The organism is Caballeronia arationis (assembly GCF_001544975.2).
In the GTDB taxonomy this organism is placed as follows: domain Bacteria; phylum Pseudomonadota; class Gammaproteobacteria; order Burkholderiales; family Burkholderiaceae; genus Caballeronia; species Caballeronia arationis.
Genome location: NZ_FCOG02000002.1, coordinates 149,603 through 167,604, shown reverse-complemented (window position 1 = coordinate 167,604; position 18,002 = coordinate 149,603). Strand labels below are relative to the sequence as shown.

The following is an 18,002-nucleotide window of genomic DNA, read 5'->3' as shown; positions in this document are numbered from 1 at the left end:
CAGGAATTGCCTTGTGCGCCGTGGTCTCTTCCCAATTGCTCCGGCATTTTTGCGTTTCTAAACTGGGTTCAACGTGTTGAGCTTCGCACCCCTTCCCCACCTACTCACCAACACCAAAGATACGGAGACGCCCATGTCGCTCGCCGCTGCCGTCAGCAAGCAAGACTACGCCGTTCAGACCGAAGCACTGACTCTCGACGAAGTGATCGCAGAAATCGCGCAGAGACGCGAAGAGTTCGAACGGCTTTCGCATGTGCCGCGCGATGTCATCGACAAGCTCAAGCGTGCGGGCATCTATCGCGCAGCCACTCCGAAGCGTTTTGGCGGCGATGCACGCGCGCCCGGCGAATTTCTCAACCTGATCGAGCGCATCGCGACCGCAGACGGTTCCGCCGCGTGGGTCGCGAGCTTCGGCTCCGCGAACCTTTATCTCGCCGCATTGCCGCTCGCGACGCAAGCTGCGATCTACGCGGATGGTCCCGATCAGGTGTTCGCGGGCGGCCTCTTCCCCGTGCAGAACGCGACGCCCGAGTCGGGCGGCTACCGGGTCAACGGAACGTGGAAGTTCGCAAGCGGCTGCAAGGGCGCGGACTGGCTCGGCGTCGGAATTGGTACGGGCAAGCCCGGTGAAGCACTCGGCAAGCCGCGCACGGCTGTGTTCAAGCCGGAGCAAGTAGAGATCGTCGAGAACTGGAACGTGGTCGGCATGCAAGGCACGGGCAGCCACGATCTGCGCGTCACGAACCAGTTCGTCGCCGAAGACTGGACCTTCGTGCGTGGCGGAACGCCAACGGTCGATGAACCTCTCTATCGCTATCCGACCATTGCCTATGCGGCGCAAGTCCTCGCGGTGGTGAACCTCGGCCTCGCGCGCGCGGCGCTCGACGTCGCCAACAACATGGCAGGCGGCCGCAAGACGACGACCGGCGCGCCGCAACTCGCCGACCGCGCCTACTACCGCATCGAACTGGCGAAGGCGGAAGCGCAACTGCGCTCTGCGCGCGCGTTCTTCTACGAATCGACCGATGAAGTCTGGCAATCGATCCTCGCGGGCAACGACGTCACGCCCGAACAGGTCAGCCTGCTGCGCCTGTCGGCCACGCAGATCGCGCGAGAAGGCGCAGACGTGGTGAGCCGCGCCTATCGTCTCGGTGGAACGATGGCGATCTATCGAAACCATCCGCTGCAGCGCCTCGTGCGCGACGCCATGGTCGTCACGCAGCACGCCTTCCTGGGTGAAGGCAACTATGACGGAGCGGGCGCCGTGTTCGTCGGGGTTCAGCCGATCCCGGGCTATCTGTAAGCCCCTTCCATCCATCGAACAAAAGGAACGAAACACTCATGACCGATACTCGAAACCTGCCCCTCCGCGTGCTGTTCTGCTGTGGCGTCTCGCAGAATTTCTTCGACTTGCCGCGCGAGCAGATTGGCGGCGTGTGGCAAGCGTACGGCAAGATGCTCAGTGCGATCGAAGCCATGGAGAACGTGCGCGTGCTCGGCGTGATGGACGATGACCGGCTCGTCGTAGGAAACGCCGATGGTGCGCCATGGACGTTTTACATCATGGCCGATGTGGCCGACTTAGATACTGCCGTCGCCGTCTGCAATCTGTATCGCACGACGCCCGTGGGCGACTACAACCTGTGGCGCTATGGCAAGATCGAAGCACGCGTGGGTCGCGCGCTGAGCGTTCCGCCCGTTGCCGCCAACAACGCGTGACGTCATGAATCAATCGACCGTCGAAGCGTTGCAAGCGCGCGTCAGCGCTCTGGAAGCGCATAACGCAGTGCGTCGGACCATCTCGCGATACATGGCGCTGTGCGATGTGCCCGCATTGGTGCTCGAAGGCGAGTCGCTCGCCGGGCTGTTCAGTGATGACGCCGTGTGGGAAGGCATCGGCCCGCAGTATGCGGACAAGTTCGGGCGCTTGCTGGGCGGGGAGCAGATCGTCGCCATGCTCAAGCGCTATCTGCCTCCCTCGCCCCATTTCGCCACCAATGTGCACTTTCTCACCTCAGAGCACATTGACATCGAAGGGGACGGGGCCAAGGGTCGCTGGATCATGTTGCAGGCATCCGGTTATGTCGATGGCAAAGCGGAGCTGATCGCAGCCCGACTCGAAGTCGACTTCGTGCCTGCGCACGACGATCGAGACGGCACCTGGTTGATTCGCCATTTCCGCACCGAGCGCCTTTTCGATGCACCGTGGCAAGTCAATCCGGCTAGAGGAGTTCCGGCATGAGCGCGTTTCTGAAGAAGTTCGATCTCGGCGCACATGACCGCGCAGACGCGCCGACGATCGCCATCAAGGACAGCATCGATATCGCCGGATATCCGACGACCGCGGCAAGCCGCGCACTCGCCGACGCACCGCCTGCGCCGCGCCATGCAGAGGTCGTGCAGCGCCTGCTCGATGCGGGCTGGCGAATCACCGGCAAGACGAACATGCACGAACTCGCGTTTGGCATGACGGGCATCAACGACTTCTGCGGCACGCCGCAAAACCCGCAGGACGCAAGGCGCATTCCCGGCGGCTCGTCGAGCGGCTCGGCTTCAGCCGTGGGACTGAAGCTCGTCGACGCCGCGCTCGGAACCGATACGGGCGGCTCGATTCGCGGGCCCGCCGCATGTTGCGGCGTCATCGGATTGAAGCCGACTTTCGGACGCGTGTCGCGGGACGGGGTTGCGCCGAACCTGACAACACTGGATTGTGTGGGACCGTTCGCGCGCGACATGAACACGATCACCGACGTGATGCTGGCCATCGATCCATCGTTTCAGGCGGACAAGGCCCGTCGCGATGCGTCGAAGACGCGCGTAGGCATTCTCGGCGTGGATGCGGATGAAGACATTGCCCGCGCGGTCGCCGAGGCGATTCGACGCGCTGGCTTCGACAGCCGCAGCATGCAACTTGAGTTGATGACCGGCGCGTTCGCTGCAGGCCTCACGGTCATCAACGCGGAAACGTGGCGTGCGTTCGGTCATCTCGCAAGCTGCGGCAAGCTCGGGACCGATATCGACTCGCGCTTGCGCGCCGCCGCCAATACGACCGCGGATGAACTGAGTGCCGCTGAACAAGTGAGACGGACGTTCACGAACGAAGTGGACCGCGCACTCGACGCGTGCGACGTACTCGTGCTCCCCACGATGCCCGCACTGCCCATCACGATTGAATCCGCGCGCGCGGGAACGTCGGTCATTGGCATGTCATCGCTCATTCGGCCATTCAATCTAAGCGGACATCCCGCGCTCACCATTCCCGTTCCGATCGAACACTCGACGCTCAAAGCGGGTCTTCAGATCGTCGGTCGCAAAGGCGAGGATGAAGCGGTATGTGCCGTTGCCGCGCATATCGAGGCCGCGCTCGCCGGTCGATCGCCAAACTAGAACCGAGGAATCAGCACTATGTCGAACCGAACAGTCGTCGTTACGGGCGCGGCGCGCGGATTGGGTGCAGTCGTCGCCCGGCGCTTTCATGAAGCGGGCTACAGGGTCGCGCTGGCCGATATCGCCATCGAGCCGGCGCAGGCACTTGCGCGCGAACTGAGCCAGGATGGATCGAGCGCGTGTGCGATCCGCATCGATGTGACGTCCAAGAGAGACTTCGAAGCCGCGCGCGAAGCGCTGCTCGAACGCTGGGGCTCGATCGATGTGCTCGTCAACAACGCCGGCGCATCGAAGGTCATTCCGGTGATGGAGATCACGGCCGAGCAGTTCGATCAGGTCATCGACGTGAATCTGCGAAGCGTCCTGTTCGGCTGCCAGGTGTTCGGACAGCATTTCGCTGATCGGGGCGCGGGGCGCATCGTCAATATCGCGTCTCTCGCGGGACAAAATGGCGGCTCCGCCACGGGCGCCCATTATGCCGCTGCGAAAGGCGGCGCCATCACGCTGACGAAAGTCTTTGCGCGCGATCTCGCTCCCTATGGCGTCACGGTCAACGCCATATCACCGGGACCGCTGGACCTGCCTGTCGTTCACGAGAGCGTTCCCGCAGACAAGTTGCAGAAGGTGATCGCGGGCATTCCCGTGGGAAGGCTGGGTTCCGCAACTTATATTGCGGATGTCGCCGTGCTGCTCGCTTCCGCCGACGCCTACTTCGCAAACGGAGCGTGCTGGGATGTGAACGGCGGCCTGTTCATGCGCTGAAAAGTCGTGCCCGGGCGAACGACCGCGCTGCTCAGGCGGCCGTAGCAAACATCCGTCTGCTCATTTTTTCGATTGAAAGCCAAACAGGAGACCAATTCATGTCCGCCAATCCAGTGCACGCTCCCGTCGAACTCGATCATGCCCGGCAGCAGTTTCGCCAGGCGATGGCCCATCTCGGTGCCGCGGTCAACGTCATCACCACGGCGGGTCCGCACGGCCGGTGCGGCATAACGGCAAGCGCGGTCTGCTCGGTGACGGATGCGCCGCCGACGCTCCTCGTGTGCCTGAACCGGTCGAGCGCGATGCACGCAGTGTTCGACGGCAATCGAAAGGTGTGCATCAACGTCCTTCCCGCTAGCCTGGAAGGCATCGCCCGACACTTCGCCGGCCTGACCGGGCTCTCCATGGAAGAGCGCTTTCAGCTGCCCGTGTGGGACGATGGTGAGAACGGTGCCCCGGTGCTGCGCGGAGCGCTGGCGAGTCTGCAAGGCACGATCGTCGAAGCGAAGGAGGTCGGTTCGCACGCCGTCATGTTCGTCGAAACGACCGAGATCAGGGTACGTAACGATGGGGATAGTCTGGTCTACTTCGATCGCAATTTTCATCGAGTTCCGCGGAGCGGCCATCGCAGCAACTGACATGAAACGTTGATGATGTGGCCGCCAACCGGTCTCACTCGTCAACATGGAGACGCTCAAGCAGTGAGATTGCCATTGAACCCGCGGTGTTCATGCATCAAGTCGATTCGGCCGTGCGCCTTGATCGCATGATCGACGGGCCATTGCCATCGAGCGTGCCGCGATCAGTGAGCACGCTTCTCGAAGACGTCCTTGAGGGTTCTGGCGCGAAGCTAGAGCCATCAGCTTGCATGTCGCCGCGAAAGCAAGCGTGCGTGCTGACGGGCGGCCTCGCCAGTAACGAAGCAGGCCGCCCTGGCCTCTTCAGTCTGCCCAGTTGACGAGACCCATGTGCGCGGTAATCAGCACCGCGATGCCGAACGCGATCCGATACCACGCGAAAGGCACGAAGTTATGCGTCGCCACATAGCGCAGGAGCCAGCGAATGCAGAGCCATGCGCTGATAAAGGAAAACGCGAGTCCGACCGCGAAAAGCGGCGCGTCCGCGATGGTCAGCAACGCACGTTCCTTGTAAAGGCTGTACGCGCCGGCGCCGATCAGCGTGGGAATCGCGAGGAAGAAGCTGAACTCCGTCGCCGTGCTGCGGGAGAGGCCGATCAGCATGCCACCGATGATGGTCGAACCGGAGCGGCTCACCCCCGGTATGAGCGCAAGACACTGGATCAATCCGACCTTGAACGCATCGACCGGCGACATGTCGTCAACGGAATGAATGCGCGCCGTGCTCGCCGGCCGACGCTCGGCCCAGAGAATGACGAACGCGCCGACAATGAAAGAGGTCGCCACGACAGTCGGCGTAAAGAGATGCGCCTTGACGGCCTTGCCGAACAGAAGCCCGAGGATCACCGCGGGAATGAACGCGATCAGCACGTTCGCGACGAAGCGCCGGGACCGTCCGTCGCCCGCAAGGCCGGCGGCGGCATCCATGAGACGGCGCCAGTAATACAGGATGATGGCAAAGATCGCGCCTGTCTGTATCGCGATGTCGAACACTTTCGCCTTCTCGCTGGTGAACCCGAGAAGCGAGCCAGCCAGAATCAGGTGACCAGTCGATGAAATGGGCAGAAATTCGGTCAGCCCTTCCACGATGCCCATGATGGCGGCCTTGGTTAATAACACGAGATCCACGAGTTCCTCGACAGGTTAAGTTGAGATGGCGAACCTACCACGTTCGCGATGACATATCAGTGCATCGCCGCTCGTTCGGCGACTGGGCGGCCGGAACGCCGCGCGGCGAGCCAGTGCGAGAGCCTGTCGAACCACAAGGCGGCAAGCGCCGTCATCATGATTGGCCTGAAGCGCAGGGTGCACCCCTGGCGACGCCAGTCTGCTATTCGAGGCGATCGCCAATCTCACGGAGAACGCCATCAAGTTCGCTCCCGCCGGCGGACACGTTCATCTCGAACTCTTCCGCGACGTGAATGGCATCGGCATCCTCCGGGAAGCGGACTCGGACTCAGTCTCGTTAATGCCGTGGCCGGCATGGACGGCACGACGCTGCATATCGAAGACGTCGTGCGCGGATGCAGCATCGCGCTAGTCAAGCACGGGTTAGATCCGCCGATGAGTCCTGTGTCGGACAGTCCGCAGCGGTATCGAGCATCCAGCGCGCTGAAACGTGCGAAATATGGCCGACGGCGCGGTTCGCAAGAAGGAGCACGGACAGCACAATCGCCGAGCCGCCCGCCCTCATCCGTCGACACACCGTTTGCCATCAATGACCGTATTAGATGGAGTGCGCTTCGATCCCGCCCTGGATCGCCGGTCTGCCGGATGCCGTGCCGTCCGCGCTTCCACCGTATCCACCCTGCGAGGCATTCATCGACTGAACCTTCGCTTCGGCGGCCTGGATTTTCTGCGGATAGTACGGGTCGTTCATGCTTGGCCGATAGCCGGCTTTTTCAAGCTGGACCAGGTCGGCTCGCACCTGGGCCCGGGTCAGCGGCTGCGTCGTGTTTTGAGCGAAGGTCGTGAGCGGCGCGGCAAGAGCGAGTGCAGCAATGATGCAAGTGAGCGTTTTCATGACGATGTTCCTCGATTGTAGGTTTCTACTGGCCTCGTTCGTTGTGATCGAGGCCTTCGATCCCTCTCGTCGTCGATGACGATCAGGCAGGTTCATTCTGCGTCGCGACGCCTGGCGCGATGCTGACGCTGCCATTACCAAAATGAAATGTGCAGGTTGCTCTGGGGCACGGAACGTGACTACGCGCTCTCACGCGACTGCATGTGCAGCGACGCACATGCCATTTCGCCCGCCTGCGTATCTGGTGCCAGAGACGATCCCGGCGCAGCCGCTCACGCCGGCCGGATCGAGTTGGAGATAGAGAAAATGTTCTCCCCGAAATGAACGAAATCCCGTTCCATTTCAACCTGCCACTTCAGGAAGTTGCGACTATTCGATTCACGCGGAAGCATCCAGTCATGCAGCTCGATGATCACCAATGGAAACTTGTTCAGTTCTTCGGAGTGCCTTGAAAACAGATCCGACTCGGCGCCTTCGATGTCTATCTTCAGAATGAACGGCGTTCCGCTCGATTTGGCCATCACGTCTTCAAGCGTCAGCGCCTCGACGGCGTAGGACCGCTCGGTGGGATTCTCCCGCGTACGGTATCCCCATGCGCCGACGCCCGGATCATCCAGATAAAGGGTGCCCCTCGTCGCTGCGATAGCCGCGTTCACTGGGACGATCGATGGGAAGGGCTTCGAATTGCGCTGGAGTAATTCGAAGTTCGATGAGTCCGGTTCGATGGCGAGAATCCTGGCCTTGGGATAAGTGAGCGAGAACCAGACCGCGGCCGCCCCGATATTGGCGCCGGCGTCGACGATGATCGGATCCGGGCAAGCACGGTAAAAGTCGAGAATCTCTTTCGAGCGGCGGAGATTGTCCGTCGCGTAATCGCGTCGAAAGAAGATCTGCATGCATACTTCACGGTCCGCCACCACAGGCCGGTATTCAAAGCGCTTCCCTTCCGGAAGCCGCAACCCGGACACTCCATATTTGACGGTTCCCCACGCATCGACTGGCTCGCTTCGGGGTTTCAGAAGTCGCACGAGCGCCGGAGGCAAGATATCCTTCAGCGTAGACTTAATTAGGTCATGCATCCTCGTTCTCCGCATAAGAGTGGAAAGAACCGTCAGCGCCCGAAATGTTCGCGCGATGCGTGACGCCAAGGCCGAATCGATGGTGTAAAGCTTACATTCGCCGCCTCCCGGCAGGGAATATCTCCATATAAAAGCTCACGCCCCATCGAGATTTTACTCGTCCGTTGGCCTAACGTTACGACACGCTACACGAGTAATGCGACCGACGTAGCAATGCGCTCCTCGGCATGGTGGGCGCAACCAAAGCGATAGACCGATGGCTTTTCAGTGCGACGGGATCCTCAAATCACGAAGATGGATGAGCCCGTGGTCTTTCTGGACTCCAGGTCCCGATGGGCCTGAACGGCGTCCTGCAAGTCATACCGTTGATTGATCTCGATGCGGATACGGCCCGCCGCCACGTGGCCAAACAGTTCATCGACCAGTTCCGCCTTTTCGGCCGGATCGGCAATGTAGTCGGCGAGGCCAGGGCGCGTCAGGTAGAGCGATCCCTTGCGGGCCAGTATTTGCGGATCGAACGGCGGGATCGTGCCCGAAGCCGTGCCGACGCAAACCATCAGGCCGCGACGCTTGAGCGAGTCCAGCGAGGACATGAAGGTGACCTTGCCCACGCTGTCGAAGACCACGGACACGCCCACTCCATTCGTCAGTTCGCGCACCCGCTTTGCCACGTCTTCATGGCTGTAGTTGATCGTGTGATCGCAGCCGTGGGCGCGCGCCACTTCGGCCTTCGCGTCGGTCGAAACCGTTCCGATCACCGTGAGCCCGAGCAACTTCGCCCACTGCGAAACGATCATGCCGACTCCGCCTGCTGCGGCATGAAGCAGCACGGTTTCGCCGGCCTTGAAAGGGTAGATCCGCCGCACGAGGTAAGCGGCGGACAGGCCTCGCATCGTCATCGCCGCAGCCGTCTCGCAAGCGATGGCCTCCGGCAGCTTGATGAGCAATGCGGCAGATATCAGCCGCTCAGTGCTGTATGCGCCCAGCGTGTTGATGAAACCCGTGTAGGTCACACGGTCCCCGACGGCCAGATCAGTCACGCCGGCACCGATCGCCTCGACCACGCCCGCTGCCTCGTTGCCGATTCCGGAGGGCAGCGGAACCGTATAGGTGCCCCCGCGAAAGTAGGTGTCGGCAAAGTTGAGACCCACGGCCGCGTGCCGGACGCGAACCTCTCCCGGACCCGGCTCTCCTACCTCGACGTCTTCGAACCGAAGAACCTCGGGGCCGCCCGTTGCGTAAAACTTAACCACTTTCGCCATATCGTCTCCTGTTACGTATCAACTATCAAAGTTCCAAATGCCTCGCGGCAGTCCGTGCCAGCGGTCGGATTGCCACGACGACGCCGGCCACGCAGGTTGCCTATGCTTCGGCACCGGCACGACGCGATTCATGGAGCACGAGAAGCCGCCCGAATCACGTCGATGAGGACCGATGCCCAGCGTCCGTTTCGCGGCCGATTCAAAAGCCATCTCTGGAAGATTCAGTTATGCGCCAAGGTATTGCGTGAATCCGCGCTGACCCGGACGCCGTGTCGGAGGAAAGCCATTTTTGGCCAGGGTCTCCTCGACGCTGCTATAGAACTCGCCGATCTTGTAGATGCGCCTGGCGTCTTCACCGGTTGCGACCTCGCGATGGAGTTCACGGGAAATGCGCGCGAGCTTCTCGACCTGCTTCACCGACGTGATGCGTTCGTTCAGGTTGTCATTGAGCGTGTCCTCGATGCCGCATCGAACGTGCATTCCCAGACAGATGCCCATTGTCGTCAACGGCCATGTCTGGCGCGCGGTTCCCTCGATCGTGAGCACGGCACCATCCGGAACGTGGTTGATGAACTCCATCATGCTGCGCGGGTTGGGACCATCCATACCGCCCCCGATGGATACCCAGTTCAATACGACGGGCCCCATATATTTGCCTTTGCGGATCATGCGCCCAAGGGTTTCGAACTGCGCGAGGTCGCCCAGCTGGAAGTGCGGCTGAATGCCGTTCGCCACCAGTCGCCGGATGTGCTCCTCGACGAAAGCGGGACCGGCGGGAATCACCATTTCCCGGTACGCGCTGTTCTCCAGATCTTCCCACGACGTGCCTGCAACGTCGGACGGCACCTTCATCTCCGCCGTGTTCATCTGGTTGGTGTTGATCGCGACGGTCACCTGATCGGGACGGGGATTCAGTTCGGCCAGGCCGTGACGCGTGTCGTCGGAGAGCCATGCCGCGGTGTCGCCTTCGTTCTCGGGAGCAAACGAGATCGAGCCGCCCACTTGCAGGACCATCTTCGGCACGGCCGAGCGCAGGCGGTCGAGCATCTCGTTGAACATCGACAGGCGCTTCGAACCCGTGCCATCCGCTTCGCGGACATGCACGTGCAGAACGGTCGCACCTGCGTTGTAGCAGTCGACGGCCTTCTGGACCTGATCGGCCATCTTGACCGGAATATCGTCCGAATCGCCTGGCAGCCATTGCGGTCCGTACGGCGCGGCTTGAATCACCAGAGGGTCCTGATTTTCAGGCAGCAGGGAGTCGTCCATGAAATGCATTTCTATCTCCTTCAACGGTTTGATGTCTGTGTGTCCGAGGCGACGACTGAATCATCTGGCCTGGCGCCACTTCCCGCTTTACATTGCATGCCTCGAACTTGGCATTTCATGACAGTGGTTTGCGGACTCGGGAGTACGGAGTCGTCGGCAATCGAATCCACGGTCAGACGGCGTCGCAATAACAAGCCCGGCCTGCCGACCGGGCTTGTTCGCTGGTGTGTCGGGACGCGGGGAAAGAACTGCTACAGGAGTGATGCGGCGTGCGTCAGGCACTCCCGTCGCCGACGCAAGCATGCGCTGGCCGCAGAGACGGGTCTGCCGGATGGAGTGATGTTCGAGATGACAAAAGCTCACGCCGGTTCGACGCGAGCTTTTGCGTCGACGGGCTTTGCGCCGACGTTCTAGTGCTGCGTGATTTCAGCTATGAATTCCGATCACGGCCGTCGAATGTGTGCGCCATCGCATTCAGCTAGCACGTGCACTTTCAAACGCCCGAACATCGCTCGTGGAGGAAAGCTCGCGGATGAACTCTTCGGCCCGTGGCCACTCGCCATGCCCCGACGCCGGATTCAGATGCCCCACCGCGCCGAGTTCGACGAAACGGCTACCCCACGCCTGCGCGAACTCGCGAGCGCGATCGAGACGCGTCAAAGGATCGTTGCTGCCTGCCGCGACGATGCTCGGAAACGGCAATCTGCCGCGGGGTATCGGCAGCCAGCCATGCTGGTCCAGTGCTTCGGTCGTCGGGTAGCCCGGCGGCATGGGCGTCTCGACGTCAGCAGGCGCTGCGAGCAATGCGCCGCGGACTTCGCGCGTGGCGCCCCGGGCCGCCCAATGGGCGACCATCATCGCGCCTGCGCTATGCGCCACGATGATCACCGGTCCCTCGATGGCAGCCAGAGCACGGTCGATGGCGTCGACGCGGGCCGCGCAATTCAGCTTGTCGTGTTCGAGGGGAGCGACGCTGTGCACGCGAGGCAGCTTCCCTGCCAGCAGGGTTTGCCAGTGGTCCGGCACATGCTCGCGCAATCCGGGGACGATGAGAACGGTAGGTGTCGTAGAGTTCATTTCGATCATTCAGTAAGGTGCGTCACCGACGATGGCGGCGCGTTCCATCTTGCGGTGGCACGGCGGGTAATCCATCACTGCGTAGTGCTGGGTCGAACGGTTGTCCCAGAACGCCACGCTGTTCTTCTTCCAGCGAAAGCGCACCTGGAATTCGGGGATAGTGGCCTGACTGACCAGATAGTTGAGCAAGTGACTGGAGCCTGGCGCCTTGTCCTGACCGAATCGCACATTGGCCGCAGTATTGAAGTTAGTGAAGTGCGTCGTGAAGCTTCCATTGACGAACAGCACCTTCTCGCCGGTCTCGGGATGGATACGCACGACCGGGTGCTCGGCGTCCGGATAACGGGCCTTCAGCGCAAGACGTTTTTCGATCGGCATCGCGGCACCGAAGCTCGCCTCGATGCTGTGGCGTGCGCGCAATGAGGCGATCTTCGCCTTGATCTCTTCGGGCAACTGCTCGTAAGCCTCGACCATGTTGACCCACATCGTGTCGCCGCCCACGGGCGGACATTCGACACACCGCAGCACGCAGCCCATCGGTGGTTTTTCGCGCCAGGTGGCATCGGTATGCCACGAATTCTCATTGCGTTCAGGAGGACTCTCCGGCGTCTTGTAGATCTGAACCAGTCCCGGATAGTCGGGATGGCTTCCCACCACCGGATGATCCTCCAGTTCGCCGAAGCGACGCGCGAAGGCCACATGCTGAGCGCGCGTGATGTCCTGGTCGCGGAAGAACACCACGCGATGCTTCAGGAGCAGCGCCCGGATCTCCGCCATCAGCCCGTCGTCCTCCGCAGCCGCGCCCAGGTTGACATTGCCGAGCTCCGCGCCGATCGTGCAAGTGATTGGCTCGACCCGTATCGAGTGGCCCAGAGAGGTCGCGCGGACCACTGCCGGTGCGCCGTTGGGACTTTGAATCATGAAGTTGTCTCCTGTCGATTGGAGTTGGCGCTGTGGGCCAGAGCATGCGCCGTCGACAAGCGTCAGCGCTTCAGTGCTTCCTCTGATCCCATGCACTGACTCTGGTCCATGCAAGATGGTTGCTGTTGTCGATTACGCCGACCGATGCTTCGAGTGTGGATGCGGCGGGTTTCCCCCGCTTGACATTACATGACACGGACTTATCATTCGGTGCCAATCTTCTACTTGGTTTTCCGATGTCGCCACTCGTCCGCGCTGCGAGCCTCACCAACTATTACGAGGTCGCTCGCGCCGCCGGACTGGACCCTGTGCGGATGCTCTGCGACGCCGGGTTAAGTCCCAGCGTGCTGAGCGAACCGGACCTCATGATTCCGGTCGAGCGGGTCGGGCAACTGCTGCAGGCGTCCGCAGCCCTGTCGGGCAATGAGAGTTTCGGCCTGTGCATGGCCGAATCGCGCCTGTTGTCCAATCTCGGAGCGGTAGGCTTGCTGATCCGCGATCAGGCGACGCTGCGCGACTCGCTCGACATGCTGATTCGCTACCAGGCGCTGCTCAACGATTCGCTGTCGCTGGCGATCGAGGAGTACTCCGGGCTGGTCATCATTCGCGAGGCGGTCGTGGCTGGCAGGGCGCATCAACCCACGCGCCAGAGGGTCGAACTGGCGCTGGGAGTCATGGTGCAGTTGATACGCCAGCTCGTCGGGGCCGACTGGCAGCCGCGGCGCGTATGTTTCGAGCACCCTGCACCGCGCGATGTGAGCGTGCACCGGCGTCTTTTCGGTCGTAGCGTCGAGTTCAACTATGACTTCAACTGCATCATCTGCGCGAAGGCCGATCTCGATGCACGCAACCCGTCAGCCGATCCTGCAATGGTGCGCTACGCGCAGCAGTTGCTGGACGGGTCCGCGATGTCCCATCAGGCGACGATGCTCGAAGACGTCCGGCGCACCATCCTGCTGCTGTTGCCGAGCGGGCGCTGCGGCGTCGAACAGGTCGCCGAGCATTTGGGCCTCGTGTGCCGCACCGTCCAGCGCCGGTTGGCAGAACAGCAGCAGAGCTTCTCGACGATCGTAAACGACGTTCGCAAGGAACTCGCTACGCGTCATGTGATCGAGAGTGATCGTCCGTTGACCGAGGTGGCGACCCTGCTCGGATTTTCCGCGCCGAGCGCCTTCTCGCGCTGGTATCACTCGCAGTTCGGTTGCAGCGCCAAGGAGAGCCGGGCCGCGCGCGGCAAAATGCGCCGGCTGGCCGTACTCCCGGGGGAAGGACGAACGTAACCCGTTGCGAGGCCATGCGTGTGAACTGCAATGACGCGCCGCCACGGGGCGCGTCATCCTGCTTACGCAGCGACCGTCTTGCGCTTGCCCTTCGCTTCCGGAGCCGCGCCGCCGATAGCCCGGATCGCATTGTCGCGTGACGCACTCATTCGCACCTCGGCCCATTTGAGCACTCTTGGGTGGTCCTGCGCCGCGATCGCGCGACGCAGTTCCCGCCATCCCTTGATCGACTGTCCGATCGTCTCGGGGAATGCCGAGAACGCCATGCGGTTGTAACGCAATACGCGAAGGGAAATCGATTTCAGCATGTCCGTGAGCAAGTGATTGCCGCTCAGGTCGAACACTGCGAAGTTCAGAATGAAGCTTTCGAGGAGATAGGCGTCGATCGACTCGTCCATCTTGCGTTCGAGCGCTTTGACGTGCACGTCGAACAGTTTGCCGAGTTCCGCCGGCCGCTCTTCCATCAACTCCTTGAGCAAGGCGGTATACAGCACGGTGCGCACGGCGAAGATGTCGCGCAACTCGCGCGCGTCTGGCTGCGTGACGATTGCGCCACGTCGCGCCTCGAATTCCACCAGCCCGTCGCGCTCGAGAATGCGCAACGCCTCGCGTACGGGCGCGCGGCTCACGTGCAGGACTTCACCGATCTCGGTTTCCAGCAGACGCTTACCCGCCTCGATGTGATTAAGCGTGATCGCCCCGGCGATGCGTGCCGCGAGCTGCGCCGCGACCGGCATCGAGGTGCGCGTCCATTCCTGCCCGCGCAGCACGGCGTCCTCGACCGCCAGCATAAGCTGATCCTTTGGCGCCAGCAGGACGCTGAGGTCGGGAAGCTCCTGGGTTTTTTGTCGCGCCATATCGAACTACCTCGTCGGGACCATTGCGATTACGCCTCCTGGCGCACTGCCAGTATATCAGCTGCGGTAGTCGATAATATTAATGTCGACATGAGATAAACGGATTATTCATGCATCGTCCGTGTCGGGTGCGGCGCGTCAGACGAGGCTCGCTGGCGCATCATGCGGTTCGCCCCGGACGCTTCCCGGCACCGCCGTATGACAGGGCTGTATCGATGAACCCTTGCACGCAAGGCGAATGCTCGCGAACGCGATATGCCACCGCGAGTTCGACCTGATCCTTGAAGTCACTGAGGGGTTTGAACACCACGCCAGGCTGGGCGAACCCCCTGATGGATTGAGGCACGAGGGCTACGCCGTAGCCCGCCGACGCCATGCTCACCGCCGTGAGGAAATCGTTGACTCGATACTCGGGCTGCGCGTCGAACCCGCCGACCCGGCCGAGCCTGGCGAGATCCTCCGCAAAGCCTGCCGCCTCGTTGAACTGCGGCGCGATGAATGACATCCCCCGCAACTGCGAAGCCTTCACCGCTTTCGCACGCGACAGCGGGCTGTCCACCGGCAGCGCAATCAGCAGGGGTTCGCTTTGAACGACTCTGGCCGTGACTCCATCGGGATAGTGCGCACGCGGCCGGATGAAACCGACATCGATGGCTCCGTCCGACAGGCGCTCCAGCTGCGTCGGCGTTTCCATTGCCACGATATGCATGCGGACATCCGGGCTCGTCAACCTGTATGCCTTGAGCGTATCGGGGAGCAGCCCGGTCGTCACGGCCGAGCCGATATAGCCGAGAGCAACGTGACCTGCTTCTCCCCTTGCTGCCAGACGCCCGATGCGGTCCGCGCGCTCAAGTTGCCGCAGCGCCACCTTGGCTTCCACCAGAAAAACGTCGCCGGCATCGGTCAGGGTGATCGCCGCTCGCTTGTTGCGGTTGAGCAGCCGAACGCCAAGATCGGTTTCGAGCCTCTTGATCTGCTGGCTGAGAACCGATTGCGCGATATCGAGCCGGTCGGCCGCGCGGGCGAAATGCAGGTCTTCCGCCAGTGCGACGAACAATTTGAGTTGCCGACTATCGATCATCTTTAATCTCGATTCGCGAATAAAAACGTAGTCTATCCGTGTTTATCGAATTACAGATGAGGAGTCAAATAGCCAAACCCATTCCCGAGGATAACGTTCATGAGTTCCGTAACAGCATTGCCGATAGCGGCACCGGTCGATTCGCAACCCAGGTTTTCGATCGGGCGTCACCCACATCACGAACGCCTGCGTCATGTCACGGTGCGACGCGATGCGGTGCAGACCTTCTTGGCTTCAGTCAAACACATCGAGCCGCAGAACCTCGAATACGTGCCGTTCATGCGTTTCATGCTCGCGGACGCGCTCGAGCGCGCAGTCGGCGACGGTTTCGCTTGCGCGCTTCGGCAACTCGTCCGGGACCGGTCCACCGGCGGATTCACGCTGGGCGTTCAGGATGCGACCGCCGACGATCGCGATTTCGTCCGGTTCGGAACCGCAGTCGGCTACCTGCTCGGACCGGCGAATCATGACGCCATGTCGGGCACCTACTACGCGCGCTTCTTCGTGAAGGACACCGACGACAGCGACTCCTATCTGCGTCAGGCGTACCGTCTGTTCACGCTGCACACGGACGGAACCTTCGTCGACGAGCCAACCGAGTGGCTGCTCATGATGAAGTTCGCGGAAGAAAACGCTGTGGGCGGCGAGTCGCGCTTCCTGCATATCGACGACTGGGCCGAGCGCGACGCTTTCCTCGACGACCCGTTCGGCACACGGCCTTTTCTGTACAAGGCGCCCGGTTCGAAGAACGTCGAGGCGCAGGTCGAACGCCACGTGTTCTTCCAGAGCGAGCACGGTCTCTCGATGTCGTTCATCGATCAATTCGTGCAACCGCGTTCAACGGCCGAAGCGATCTATCTGCACAACTTGTCCGCATCGATGGAAGCGGCGCCCGCGACGCGCGAAGTGCCGCTTCCCGTGGGCGACCTCGTGGTCCTCAACAACTATTTCTGGTTGCACGGCCGGGCGCCTTTCCAGAAGCATCCGGACCTTCACCGCGAATTGATGCGCCAACGCGGAGTGTTCGCACAATGACGACCATCCAGCATCACCGCGGATATGACGCGGACGTCCTTGTCGTGGGCGGTGGCATTGTCGGCGTCTCGACGGCCATGCAACTGATCGAGCGTCATCCGGGACTGAGCGTGCTTCTGCTCGAAAAGGAGGCGTCGCTCGCTGCTCATCAGTCCGGACACAACAGCGGAGTGATTCATGCCGGCGTGTATTACACGCCGGGAAGCCTCAAGGCCGAGTTCTGCAGGCGAGGCGCCGACGCGACCTATGAGTTCGCCCGACGCCATGGGGTGCCGGTAGAGCGATGCGGCAAGCTGATTGTTGCGACCGAAGAGGTCGAGGTCGAAAGACTGAATGCGCTCTATGCGCGTTGCCAGCAGAACCGGCTCGACCCGCAGATGCTCGGGGAGTCGGCGCTGAGGGAACTCGAACCGCGCATCGCGGGGCGGGCAGCGATTCGCGTGGCGACGAGCGGCATCGCGGACTATCCGGCCATGACCGCGACGATGGCCCGGCTCGCGCAGGAGCGAGGCGCGCAGATTCTGCTGAACCAGCGTGTAGACGCCCTCCACGAAGACGAGAACGGCATCACCGCGGAGACATCGGGCGGCCGCTTCCGGGCAAGGCACGCCATCATCTGCGCGGGTCTGATGGCGGATCGCCTTGCGAACATGTGCAAGGTCGATCTGGACTTTCGTATCGTGCCGTTTCGCGGTGAATACTACCGGTTGCCGGCGACGAAGAACGACATCGTAAAGCATCTGGTCTATCCGGTGCCCGATCCCGCTCTCCCTTTTCTGGGCGTGCATCTGACGCGCATGATCGGCGGATATGTCACCGTGGGTCCGAATGCCGTGCTGGCGCTGGCACGCGAGGGCTATCGCTGGCGCGATGCAAATCTCAAGGATCTCGCCGGCATGGCGGCGTTCCCGGGATTCTGGAAGATGCTTGGAAAGCATGGAGCGTCGGGGCTGAGCGAGATGCGCAACTCGCTTTGGAAACGGGGCTATCTGGAACTGTGCCGCCGATACTGCCCGGAACTCACACTGGCAGACCTCGATCCCTACCCGTCCGGCGTACGCGCGCAGGCCGTGATGGCGGACGGCAGCATGGTGCATGACTTCCTGATTCGTTCATCGCAGCGCAGCCTGCACGTGTGCAACGCGCCCTCTCCGGCGGCGACCTCTGCGCTGCCGATCGGCGCATATCTCGTCGAAGCCTTCGACAAGCGCTTCAATATTGCCCCGGCCACTCAAGTACGTTCGGCGGCACATGTCTACGATCTGGCGGCCGGTTAGGTTCACGGCCGGGTGGTGTCATGCATCGGGAGATCGAAATAACGCAGTTCGGTC

The 18,002-nt window shown here is 61.8% G+C and carries 18 protein-coding genes; 9 read left to right on the top strand and 9 right to left on the bottom strand.

Annotated elements, in window-relative coordinates:
* Positions 1-133 precede the first annotated feature (133 nt).
* From AWB81_RS01935 to hpaC, 6 genes are all read left to right on the top strand, one after another.
* A complete protein-coding gene (locus AWB81_RS01935) occupies positions 134-1,303 on the top strand; it encodes an acyl-CoA dehydrogenase family protein (RefSeq protein ID WP_062632207.1) in 1,170 nt (389 codons plus the stop codon).
* A gap of 38 nt (positions 1,304-1,341) precedes the next feature.
* Positions 1,342-1,719, top strand: a complete 378-nt coding sequence (locus tag AWB81_RS01930) for a hypothetical protein (RefSeq protein WP_062632206.1) — start codon at positions 1,342-1,344, stop codon at positions 1,717-1,719.
* 4 nt (positions 1,720-1,723) lie between these two features.
* Positions 1,724-2,242, top strand: a complete 519-nt coding sequence (locus tag AWB81_RS01925; RefSeq protein WP_062632205.1) for a nuclear transport factor 2 family protein — start codon at positions 1,724-1,726, stop codon at positions 2,240-2,242.
* Entirely contained in the window at positions 2,239-3,387 is a 1,149-nt protein-coding gene (locus tag AWB81_RS01920; RefSeq protein WP_062632204.1) for an amidase, read from the top strand. Before AWB81_RS01925 ends, AWB81_RS01920 begins: the two co-directional genes overlap by 4 nt.
* A gap of 18 nt (positions 3,388-3,405) precedes the next feature.
* Positions 3,406-4,149: an SDR family NAD(P)-dependent oxidoreductase gene (locus AWB81_RS01915; protein WP_062632203.1), complete on the top strand. Its 744-nt coding sequence runs from the start codon at positions 3,406-3,408 to the stop codon at positions 4,147-4,149.
* Between the two features lie 98 nt (positions 4,150-4,247).
* Positions 4,248-4,787: a 4-hydroxyphenylacetate 3-monooxygenase, reductase component gene (gene hpaC, locus AWB81_RS01910; protein WP_062632202.1), complete on the top strand. Its 540-nt coding sequence runs from the start codon at positions 4,248-4,250 to the stop codon at positions 4,785-4,787.
* Between the two features lie 303 nt (positions 4,788-5,090).
* Here the strand turns inward: hpaC and AWB81_RS01905 are convergent, their stop codons facing one another.
* The 7 genes from AWB81_RS01905 to AWB81_RS01875 all read right to left on the bottom strand — a co-directional run bounded on the left by AWB81_RS01905 (position 5,091) and on the right by AWB81_RS01875 (position 12,418).
* The gene (locus AWB81_RS01905) at positions 5,091-5,915 is read right to left on the bottom strand and encodes an undecaprenyl-diphosphate phosphatase (RefSeq protein ID WP_062632201.1); all 825 of its coding nucleotides are present in this window, start codon (positions 5,913-5,915) and stop codon (positions 5,091-5,093) included.
* A 598-nt stretch (positions 5,916-6,513) separates the two neighbouring features.
* Positions 6,514-6,810 (bottom strand): DUF4148 domain-containing protein, encoded by a 297-nt coding sequence (locus AWB81_RS01900; protein WP_062632200.1) that lies wholly within the window; start codon positions 6,808-6,810, stop codon positions 6,514-6,516.
* Between the two features lie 272 nt (positions 6,811-7,082).
* Complete coding sequence (locus tag AWB81_RS01895; RefSeq protein WP_062632199.1) at positions 7,083-7,889, bottom strand: FkbM family methyltransferase; 807 nt, start codon at positions 7,887-7,889, stop codon at positions 7,083-7,085.
* Between the two features lie 281 nt (positions 7,890-8,170).
* Positions 8,171-9,151, bottom strand: coding sequence for a quinone oxidoreductase family protein (locus AWB81_RS01890; RefSeq protein WP_062632198.1), 981 nt, complete (start codon positions 9,149-9,151; stop codon positions 8,171-8,173).
* Positions 9,152-9,376: 225 nt separating this feature from the next.
* Entirely contained in the window at positions 9,377-10,429 is a 1,053-nt protein-coding gene (locus tag AWB81_RS01885; protein ID WP_062632197.1) for a beta-keto acid cleavage family enzyme, read from the bottom strand.
* Positions 10,430-10,894: 465 nt separating this feature from the next.
* Positions 10,895-11,497: an RBBP9/YdeN family alpha/beta hydrolase gene (locus tag AWB81_RS01880; RefSeq protein WP_062632271.1), complete on the bottom strand. Its 603-nt coding sequence runs from the start codon at positions 11,495-11,497 to the stop codon at positions 10,895-10,897.
* A 9-nt stretch (positions 11,498-11,506) separates the two neighbouring features.
* On the bottom strand, positions 11,507-12,418 hold the full coding sequence (locus AWB81_RS01875) for a TauD/TfdA dioxygenase family protein (protein WP_062632196.1): 912 nt from the start codon (positions 12,416-12,418) through the stop codon (positions 11,507-11,509).
* 236 nt (positions 12,419-12,654) lie between these two features.
* Between AWB81_RS01875 and AWB81_RS01870 the strand changes: the two genes are divergently transcribed.
* A complete protein-coding gene (locus AWB81_RS01870) occupies positions 12,655-13,698 on the top strand; it encodes an AraC family transcriptional regulator (protein ID WP_062632195.1) in 1,044 nt (347 codons plus the stop codon).
* Positions 13,699-13,760: 62 nt separating this feature from the next.
* Here AWB81_RS01870 and AWB81_RS01865 read toward each other — a convergent pair whose 3' ends face one another.
* Positions 13,761-14,489, bottom strand: coding sequence for a GntR family transcriptional regulator (locus tag AWB81_RS01865; protein WP_235025694.1), 729 nt, complete (start codon positions 14,487-14,489; stop codon positions 13,761-13,763).
* Positions 14,490-14,715: 226 nt separating this feature from the next.
* Complete coding sequence (locus AWB81_RS01860; RefSeq protein WP_062632193.1) at positions 14,716-15,636, bottom strand: LysR substrate-binding domain-containing protein; 921 nt, start codon at positions 15,634-15,636, stop codon at positions 14,716-14,718.
* Between the two features lie 99 nt (positions 15,637-15,735).
* On the opposite strand from AWB81_RS01860, the gene glaH reads away from it, so the two are divergent.
* On the top strand, positions 15,736-16,671 hold the full coding sequence (gene glaH, locus AWB81_RS01855) for a glutarate dioxygenase GlaH (protein WP_062632192.1): 936 nt from the start codon (positions 15,736-15,738) through the stop codon (positions 16,669-16,671).
* Entirely contained in the window at positions 16,668-17,948 is a 1,281-nt protein-coding gene (gene lhgD, locus AWB81_RS01850; protein WP_062632191.1) for an L-2-hydroxyglutarate dehydrogenase, read from the top strand. Before glaH ends, lhgD begins: the two co-directional genes overlap by 4 nt.
* Positions 17,949-18,002 lie beyond the last annotated feature (54 nt).